Genomic DNA, 8932 nt, shown 5'->3' with positions numbered 1-8932 from the left:
CTCCGCGCCGCCCCGGCCCGCCGGCGGCGGCGCGGACGCCGGCGCGGGTCCGGGCACGGGTCCCGGCACGGTCGTCGGCAAGCGCTACGTGGACGCCGCCGGGACGCTCGAACTGCTCTGCACCGCCGCCGGCACGGGCGAGCTGACCTGCGACGGCGTCCCGATGACGCTGAAGACGGCCAAGCCGCTGCCCGCCTCCGACTGAGAGGGAACCGCCATGGACCGCGACGACCTGATCCTCATCAGCGTCGACGACCACATCATCGAGCCGCCCGACATGTTCGTGAACCACCTGCCGGAGCGGTACCGCGCGGACGCGCCCCAGCTCGTCCACCGCGACGACGGCTCGGACGTCTGGACGTTCCGCGACACCGTCATCCCGAACGCCGCGCTGAACGCCGTGGCGGGCCGTCCGAAGGAGGAGTACGGGCTCGAACCGCAGGGCCTGGACGAGATCCGGCCCGGCTGCTACGACGTGCACGAGCGCGTCAAGGACATGAACGCGGGCGGGATCCTCGGCTCGATGAACTTCCCGTCCTTCCCCGGCTTCGCGGCCCGGCTGTTCGCCACCGAGGACGCCGGCTTCTCGCTCGCGCTGGTCCGGGCGTACAACGACTGGCACATCGACGAGTGGTGCGGCGCGTACCCGGGCCGGTTCATCCCGATGGCGCTGCCGGTGATCTGGGACGCCGAGGCGTGCGCGGCGGAGGTGCGCCGGGTCGCCGCGAAGGGCTGCCACTCGCTGACCTTCAGCGAGAACCCCGCCGCGATGGGCTACCCGAGCTTCCACGACGAGTACTGGGACCCGCTGTGGCGCGCGCTGTGCGACACGGGCACGGTGCTGAACGTCCACATCGGATCGTCGGGCCGGCTGGCCGTGCCGGCCGTCGACTCGCCGCCGGACGTCATGATCACCCTCCAGCCGATGAACATCGTGTCGGCCGCCGCGGACCTGCTCTGGTCACGGGTGATCAAGCAGTTCCCGGACATCCGCATCGCCCTGTCGGAGGGCGGGACGGGATGGATCCCCTACTTCCTGGAGCGGGTGGACCGCACGTTCGAGATGCACGCGACCTGGACGCTCCAGGACTTCGGCGGGAAGCTGCCGTCGGAGGTGTTCCGCGAGCACTTCCTGACCTGCTTCATCAGCGACCCGCTCGGCGTGCGGCTGCGGCACGACATCGGCATCGACAACATCTGCTGGGAGGCCGACTACCCGCACAGCGACTCGATGTGGCCGGGCGCCCCCGAGGAGCTCAGCGCCGTCCTGGAGCGGGAGAACGTCCCGGACGACGACGTCCGCAAGATGACGCACGAGAACGCCATGCGGTGGTACTCCTTCGACCCGTTCGCGCACGTCCCGCGCGAGGAGGCCACGGTCGGGGCGCTGCGGCGGGCGGCGGAGGGCCACGACGTCTCCGTCCGGTCGCGCAGCCACCGCGTGATCGAGCCGTCGGAGAAGCTGGCGGCGTTCCGCTCCCGGGCCCGCGCCGCGGTGGCGGCCGGCAGGTGAGCCGGCCGCGCTGAGCGCCGGGCCGCTCAGGTCGCGTCGGCGGCGGCCTCGGGAACGCGGTCGCGGACCGGGGCGATCATGCGCCAGGCGCCCGGCGCCAGCGTCCAGGAGCGGCGGCCGACCGGCCCGGACACCTCCCCGTCGCTGTTGACGTGGAAGTCCTCGCCGCTGATCGTGACGCTGCGCGCGGTGGTGTGCAGGACGTCGTCGCGGTGCCGGTGCGTCCCGTCCCGCAGGTGCAGGGCGTAGCCGGCGCGGGCGATCGGCCCGGTGGCGGCCGAGACCACGAGCTCCAGGATGCCGTCGCCCGGATGCCCGTCCGCGGCGAGCTCGGCGGTGCCCCCGGCGATGCCGGACGCGTTGCTCAGCGCGACCATCAGGAACTTGCCGTCGGCGACGACGCGGCCGTCGGCCTCCACCCGCAGCCGCCAGCCGGAGTGCCGCACGCCCGCGAGGACCGCGCCGAGCGGGAACGCCAGCGCCTTCAGCCGCCGCTTGAACCGCGCGGCGCTCTGCGCGGCGACGGCGCCGATCCCGGCGTGCACGGCGTTCAGCGTGACGCCGCCCGCGTCGTCGGCGATCAGGTCGAGCCGGCGCTCGCCGCCGTCGAGCAGCAGCCGCGCGGCGCGCTCGGGGTCCAGCGGGATGTCGAGGTTGCGCGCCAGGTCGTTGCCGGTGCCCATGGGCACGAGCCCGACCGTCCACCGGTCGAGCTCGCCGCGCCGGTGCAGGATCGACACGAGCCGGTTGATGGAGCCGTCGCCGCCCACCGCGACCGCCCGCGCGGGGCCGCCGCCGCCGTGCGCGTCGAGGGCCCGCTCGATGTCGTCCGGCGCCGAGCACGGGCAGACGGTCACGTCCTGCCCGGCGTCCCGGAGGAGCCCGGTGATCCGCTCCAGCGTGCGGGTGTCGTGGGTACCGGCCTTGGCGTTGGCGAACAGCAGCAGCTCTCCACGCGGCGAACGGGGCGAGGGATCGGACGGTGCGGGCGGTCGGGGAGGGTTCACGGCATCACTGCTTCCCGCTCCCACCCCGATCATTCCCCTCGCTCCCGTCCGCGAGCCCTGCTGTGGCACGGGTCACGGCCGTTCGCGGGGTGGCGGTGCGATCAGCCCAGGATGAGCGGCAGCCGTGCGTCGACGCCGCTCAGCGCGGCCTTCTCCGCTTCGGTGGGGGCGCGGCGTCCGGTCCCGACGAGCAGCGCGTCCCGGTCGGAGAGGGCGCCGGGGAACGGGGTCCCGGCGATGCGCTCCAGCAGCGCGCGTGCCGCCGCGAGGGCCTCGGCGGGCGGACCCTCGGCCGACGGCACGTGCGCGACGAGGTCGAGGTGGTGCAGCGTCCATTCGAGGACGTACGCCGAGAGGTAGTCGCCGGCCGTCAGGACCTTGTCCTTGGTCTCGACGCGGACGGCGGGGTCGGCCAGCCGGGCGGCGCGTCCCGCGGCCGAACCGACGTCGTCGAGGTGGAACCTCAGCCACCGCGGCTCGCCGTACGCGGCGGCCAGCCGGGGGATCAGCGCGTCGAGCGGGTCGTCCCCGGTCGGAGGCCCGGGCAGGAGGTCCCAGTAGGTGGCCGCGTCCGCCGTCGCCGCGGCCTCGGCGGGCGTGACCAGGGTGATCAGGACGTCCTGCGCGTCGATGACCAGGTGGCACACCAGGTCCCGCACGAGCCAGCCGGTACAGCCGGACGGCCGCTCGAAGTCCTCGTCCGGGAGCTCGGCGACCGCGGTGAGCAACGCCGTCCAGGCGCGTAAGAAGAGATCCACCGCGGCACCGTAGCCCCGGCCCGGCGGCCGGACAACCGTATTTCCCGCCGCGGCGGCACCGGCGAAGCCGCGACTTGCGCCACGTGTCGTCCCTCCGGCTGCGGGTAACGGCGCGGACATGGCCGCGGCACAGGCGGTCACCGAGTCCGGTGCGATGGGAGGCGACCGAGATGGAACAGCGATCGACGCGCAAGCACGAGGCACAGGCGCTCCAGTCCTTGCAGCGGAGGCTCACCGAGCGGTACCGGGACCGTTGCAGCCCCCAGCAGGTGCACGACGTGATCGACCAGGAACTGCGCCGCTTCGACGACGCCGGGATCCGCGACTTCGTCCCGCTCCTCGTCGAGAACCGGGCGAGAAGCAGGCTCGAAGCCGCCGCCTGACCACGAGCGCGGCCCGGTCGTCAGGGACGCGAGGGAGCCTGGTGACCGATCCAGTTGACGTACCAGCCGTACTGTTCGGCGGTCTGAGGGGTCAGCGGATCCTGCTCGGTCCAGTAGAGGTTGAGCCGGAAGCCGGTCGGTGTGGCGTCGTAGATGCCGTGCGCGCCGCGCAGCAACCACTGCGAGCCGCCGCTGGACCCGATCGAGGCCACGTAGTGGGGGGTCGTGGTGAACTCGCCGCTGCTAGTGTCGACGTCGATGTGGAGCGATTTCCCGTCGCTCTGTTGCCAGCCCGCGCCGGGGCTGGTGTGACCGGAGGCGGTGTGACCACAGGTGTCGGGGTCGGGACAGGTCTGGGTGGGATCCCAGTCTCCACCGCAGCCGCCGCCTCCCGTGCCGTGGCCGGGGGTGCAGGGTGGCCGGCGGTGGGCGCACACCAGGAGTTCGGCGCCGGTACCGGTGCCGGGCTTGGACTCGTTGGCGGTGGCCGTGGCCCGGTTGCGGATGGGGCCGGGCGCGGTGACGATGGCGCGCAGTTCCAGGCGGGCGGTGGCGCGGGCGGCCAGCGTGTCGATGCTCCAGATGCCGGTGGCGGGGTCGTAGGCGCCGGTGGTGGGGGCGGCCGACAGGTACCGCAGTTGCCGCGGCAGCCGGTCGGTGACCTTGACGCCGGTGGCCTGGCTGGGCCCGGCGTTGGTGAGGACGAGGTGGAAGGTGATCACTTCGCCGACGGCGGTCTGGAGGCGGTCGGCGGCCTTGTGCAGTTCCAGCCTCACCGACTGGGCGACCGGGGTCAGCACGGCATTGGAGGTGGAGGTCTTGCTCTGCTCGGCCGGAGGGGCCTGGGCGTTGCGGTAGGTGGCGGTCGCCTGGTTCTCGATCGGCTGCGCGGTGTGGTCGACCCGCACCTGGAACTGCACGGTCGTCCCGCCGGGCAGGTCGCCCGAGTGCTTCAGGCTGCCTCCCCGGGCGGGGGTCGCGCCATCGCCGAGATGGAACACCACCCTGCGGCCCGCCTGGTCGTGGTACGCGCGGTCGTCGCCGGGACGGTCGGTGAGCGGGTCCTGGCCGGCGCCGGGGCCGCTGACGATGCGCAGCGAGCCGGGCACGTACGTGGTGCCGGGCGGAACGGGGTCGGCCAGGACGAGCTCGGCGGCCGGTGAGCCGCCCTCGTTGACCGCGGTGACCTCGTAGGTGATGACGTCGCCGGCCTTGGCGTCGCCGCCGGTGGGGATGGCCTTCTTCGTCAGCACCACGCACGGGGCGGTGCCGAAGGAGATCCCGTCCAGGAAGTTGCCGATGGTGTCGCCGCCGGTGGAGGAGACCGACACGAAGGCGAACCGGGTCGTCTCCTGCCCGTCGGGCACGGTGTAGGTGTTGGAGTGCTCGCCCCAGGCGTCCCGGTCATCGGTGAGGTTCCGGTCGCGGTCGTCGTTGTTGGGCCTGAAGGGCTCCTGACCGGACGGGGCCGGGCCGATCTTCACCTGCATGGTGTCCTTGCCACGGCGTCCGCGATGCCACAGCCGCCAGTACAGGGTGGTGCCCGGCCTGGTGGACACGTCCTGGTAGAGCGTGGACCTGTAGTTGGCGTTGAGCTCGGCGAACCGCTTGCCGTCCTTCGCGGGCACCGCGCCGTACTGCGCGTCCTTGTACCGGTCGCCCCAGATCTCGATCATGTGGTCCCGGGCGGTGGTCTTCCAGCCCGGCACCCAGGGCTTGCCGTCGCCGTTGCCGGCGCGGGTGGCGTCGAGGATGAACTTCATCTCGCCTTCGCCGACCGTGGTGCGCTCGACGTCCTCGAAACTGCCGTTGACGAGCCGGACGTGCTCGCCGCATCCGCCTGGGCGGGGATTCTGCGGTACTGCCATGAGGGGCTTCCTTCCGGGGGGAGAGATACCGCGGCCCCCGTCCGGCGGCGCGGCCGTGGCAGGAGCTGCCACGGCCGCCCGGTCCGCGATCCGGAACCCGTGGTGAGAAGGGCATCCGCTATCCGACGCCGCGGTGCGGTCCGTGGTGGAGCCCGCCGGGTCGCCGCCGGATGCCGGGGTCGCTCCTTACTGCTTCTCCAGGCGCCAGCCGAAGGTCTTCGAGTTCTGGCGGATCTTCAGCTGGACCCAGGTGTGGCCATCGGCCACGGTGGGGTCGTCAGGGGCCAGGGCGCGGTTGGTCTGGTCCTGCGGGATGATCCACCAGGAGCCCTTGGTCCCGTTTCCCTTGGCGGGTTTGATGATCCACTCTTGACTGGGGTTCACGTCGGTGGTGCACGGCATGATCTTCGTGTGGTTGGTGTGCGGCGGGACCGGGATCGGGCTCTTGATCGTCAGGCACTGGTCCGCCTTCTCGTTGTGGATCGAGTAGGTGGGGTCGCCGTCCTCGGTGGGGTCCCCGGTGTCGCTGATGGTCCAGACCTGGCCGCCGGCGTCCCATCTGTTGATCATGTCGACGTCGATGCCCTGGTCCGTGCCGCCGCCGGTGGGCAGGATCGCGCCCCCGTTCGCGACGTTGCGGATCTTGACCTGCTGGTCGAGCGGGGGCGCGGGGGCGGCCGGCGACGAACTGCTGCTCTCCGCCGCGGCGGGAGCCGAGCCCGGATCGGCGGCGCCGGAGTCGTCGCCGTCGGCGAAGGCGGCCGTGGCGACGCCGGCGGTGGCGATGGCGCAGATCAGCGCCGTGGCGGCGGCCAGGCCGCCCAGGACGTGGGGCGATCGGCCGGAACGGGGGGCGCGATGGGAGCTCATCCGAAAGTCCTTTTCGGTCGGGGGATGGGGGAAGGTTCTCCCTTCCGCTACTCATTGTCACTATAGAATTACTTAAAGTCATTATCCGGGTCAGTGACAGGCGCCTCTCCGCTCCGGGCGGCCATGGTGACCCGCTCTGCTTCGCTCCGCCGGGTCAGGGGCGGCGGGGAGTGACGAGGCCCGACTCGTAGGCGAAGACGACGAGCTGGGCGCGGTCCCGGGCGCCCAGCTTGGTCATCGCGCGGCTGACGTGCGTCTTCGCGGTCGTCGGGCTGATCACCATGTCGGCGGCGATCTCGTCGTTGGACAGGCCGCGGGCCACCAGCGCGGTGACCTCGCGCTCCCGGTTGGTCAGCGCGCCGAGCCGCTCGGGCGCGGGCACGGGCTCGGGGCGGCGGGCGACGAACTCGCCGATCAGCCGGCGGGTGATCGCGGGGGAGAGCAGCGCGTCGCCGCGCGCCGCGACCCGGACGCCCTGCACGAGGTCGGCGGGCTCGGTGTCCTTCACCATGAAGCCGCAGGCGCCGGCGCGGAGCGCGTTGAAGACGTACTCGTCGAGGCCGTAGTTGGTGAGGATCACGACGTGGACGCCGCCCAGCCGCTCGTCGGCGGCGATCAGCCGGGTCGCCTCGATGCCGTCCATCACCGGCATCTGGATGTCGACGAGGGCGACGTCGGGGCGGTGCTCGCGGGCGAGCGCGACGGCCCGCTCGCCGTTCGCGGCCTCGGCCACCACCTCGATGTCGTCCTCGATCTCCAGCAGGGCGCGAAAGCCGCCGCGGATGAGGGCCTGGTCGTCCACCAGGAGCACGCGGATCACGCCGGCTCCCCGAGGGGGAGCTCGGCGCGGACGGTGAAACCGCCCTCGGGGCGCGGCTCCGCCCGCAGCCGCCCGCCGAGCGCGGTGACGCGCTCGCGCATGCCGAGCAGGCCGGTGCCGGGCACGGGCGGCGCGCCCGGGTCGGCCCGGCCGTCGTCGTCGACCTGGACGACCAGCCCCGCGTCGGTGTAGTCGACGCGCACCGCGGCGGCCGCGCCGCCGGCGTGCCGGGACACGTTGGTGAGCGCCTCCTGGACGATCCGGTACGCGGCCCGGTCCACCTCGTCCGGCAGCTCGCGCCGCGTGCCGGAGACCGTCACGGTGGCGGGCAGCCCGAGCGAGCGGGCCCGCTCCACCAGGTCGCCGAGCCGGTCGAGGCCGCTGGCCGGGGCCTCCTCCTCGGGGCGGCCGGGGTCGCGCAGCACCTCCAGGGTGGCGCGCAGCTCGCGCATGGCGTCGCCGCTGGCCTCCTGGATGGCCAGCAGCGCGGCGGGGACGTCCTCGCCGCGCCTGCGGGCCAGGTGGACGGCGACGCCGGCCTGGACCTTGATGACCGAGATGCTGTGGGTGAGCGAGTCGTGCAGTTCCCTGGCGATGCGCAGCCGCTCCTCGCCCGCGCGGCGCAGGGCCGCCTCCTCGCGGGTGCGCTCCGCCTCGGCGGCCCGCCGTTCGGCCTCCTCCAGGTACGCCTGCCGGTGCCGGGTCACCGTCGCGACGACGCCGGCTGCCACGAACCAGCCGACCAGCAGCGCGGTGTCCTGGAGCGTCTGCCCGGACCCGTCGGCACCGGGCACGTTCACCACCAGGCCCGTCCCCAGGAAGACGGCGCTCGCCAGCGCCGCGGCGGGCCAGTGGCCGGCCCGCACCGCGGCGAACACCGTCACCATCACGGGATAGGCGACCGCCGGGCCGGGACTGCCGTGCGCCGCGACGACCAGCATGCAGGCGGTGGCGGCGAGCAGCGCCGCGAGCGGCGCGCGCCGCCAGGCGACCAGCGCGAGGGAGCCGGCGAGCGCGAACGCGAGATCCAGCGCGTCCGTGCCCGGCGCGCCGAGCACGATGACCGACAGCGCGGCGGCCATCGCCGCGGCGAGCAGGCCGTCCTGGACGATCGGACGCCCTCGGTCAAAGAACCTCATCCCCGCAGATTAAGGGGCGGATCCGCCCGACGGCGTCCGCTGGAGGTCGCGATCGCGGACTACTCCCCGCGGAGTAGCCGCGCCCGCGCTACACCGCCGGTGCCGGATCCGGGAGTCTCTCCGGGCATGACGACCGCGGGACGGTCCGGACCTCACGATGTCCGGCATGCATGCGAAGCGAATCGAGGACGGGCTCCGCCACGCGGGCCCGGGCAGCCGCCGTCCGCCGATCCCCGCGCCGGAGTCCCGGCCCGGGCTCACGCTCGCGACGGTCGCCGTCGTGCAGTTCATGGTGTCGCTCGACCTGTCGGTCGTGAACGTCGGGCTTCCGCGGATCGCCGCCGGGCTCGGCTTCGGGCCGGTGGGCATCACGTGGGTGATCCACGCCTACGCCCTCACGTTCGGCGGGCTGCTCCTGCTGGGCGGCAAGGCCGCCGACCGGTACGGGCGCAGGCGGGTCCTGCTGGCCGGGCTCGGGCTGTTCGGCCTGGCGTCCCTCGCCGGCGGCCTCGCGCAGGCCCCCGGGCACCTGGTCGCCGCCCGCGCCGCGCAGGGCGTCGGCGCGGCGGCGCTG

10 protein-coding genes are annotated in these 8932 nt (G+C 73.5%); 4 read left to right on the top strand and 6 right to left on the bottom strand.

Annotated elements, in window-relative coordinates:
• Both E1300_RS44460 and E1300_RS44455 read left to right on the top strand, forming a co-directional pair.
• On the top strand, positions 1-205 hold a 205-nt coding region (locus tag E1300_RS44460), incomplete at its 5' end, for a hypothetical protein (RefSeq protein WP_207400324.1).
• Between the two features lie 12 nt (positions 206-217).
• Positions 218-1513: an amidohydrolase family protein gene (locus tag E1300_RS44455; RefSeq protein ID WP_131763303.1), complete on the top strand. Its 1296-nt coding sequence runs from the start codon at positions 218-220 to the stop codon at positions 1511-1513.
• Between the two features lie 26 nt (positions 1514-1539).
• On the opposite strand, the gene E1300_RS44450 is transcribed toward E1300_RS44455, so the two are convergent.
• Entirely contained in the window at positions 1540-2520 is a 981-nt protein-coding gene (locus E1300_RS44450) for a diacylglycerol/lipid kinase family protein (protein ID WP_165503271.1), read from the bottom strand.
• A gap of 101 nt (positions 2521-2621) precedes the next feature.
• A complete protein-coding gene (locus E1300_RS44445; RefSeq protein ID WP_131763301.1) occupies positions 2622-3278 on the bottom strand; it encodes a maleylpyruvate isomerase N-terminal domain-containing protein in 657 nt (218 codons plus the stop codon).
• A 170-nt stretch (positions 3279-3448) separates the two neighbouring features.
• Here E1300_RS44445 and E1300_RS44440 point away from each other — a divergent pair, with 170 nt between their 5' ends.
• Positions 3449-3661: a three-helix bundle dimerization domain-containing protein gene (locus tag E1300_RS44440; RefSeq protein WP_131763300.1), complete on the top strand. Its 213-nt coding sequence runs from the start codon at positions 3449-3451 to the stop codon at positions 3659-3661.
• A gap of 20 nt (positions 3662-3681) precedes the next feature.
• On the opposite strand, the gene E1300_RS44435 is transcribed toward E1300_RS44440, so the two are convergent.
• From E1300_RS44435 to E1300_RS44420, 4 genes are all read right to left on the bottom strand, one after another.
• Positions 3682-5529, bottom strand: a complete 1848-nt coding sequence (locus tag E1300_RS44435; protein WP_131763299.1) for a DUF11 domain-containing protein — start codon at positions 5527-5529, stop codon at positions 3682-3684.
• Between the two features lie 186 nt (positions 5530-5715).
• Positions 5716-6399, bottom strand: coding sequence for an RICIN domain-containing protein (locus tag E1300_RS44430; protein WP_131763298.1), 684 nt, complete (start codon positions 6397-6399; stop codon positions 5716-5718).
• A gap of 154 nt (positions 6400-6553) precedes the next feature.
• Positions 6554-7219 carry a response regulator gene (locus E1300_RS44425; protein ID WP_131763297.1) on the bottom strand — a complete coding sequence of 222 codons (666 nt, stop codon included), beginning with the start codon at positions 7217-7219 and terminating at the stop codon, positions 6554-6556.
• Entirely contained in the window at positions 7216-8358 is a 1143-nt protein-coding gene (locus E1300_RS44420; RefSeq protein ID WP_131763296.1) for a sensor histidine kinase, read from the bottom strand. The genes E1300_RS44425 and E1300_RS44420 overlap by 4 nt, the downstream gene beginning before the upstream one ends.
• 166 nt (positions 8359-8524) lie before the next feature.
• On the opposite strand from E1300_RS44420, the gene E1300_RS44415 reads away from it, so the two are divergent.
• A partial coding sequence (locus E1300_RS44415) for an MFS transporter (protein ID WP_131763295.1) occupies positions 8525-8932 on the top strand: 408 nt, incomplete at its 3' end.

Origin of the sequence: Actinomadura fibrosa (assembly GCF_900659615.1) — a bacterium.
GTDB classification, from domain to species: Bacteria; Actinomycetota; Actinomycetes; order Streptosporangiales; family Streptosporangiaceae; genus Spirillospora; species Spirillospora fibrosa.
Note: the sequence above shows the minus strand (reverse complement) of the source record. Positions and strands in the feature narration are given on the sequence as shown.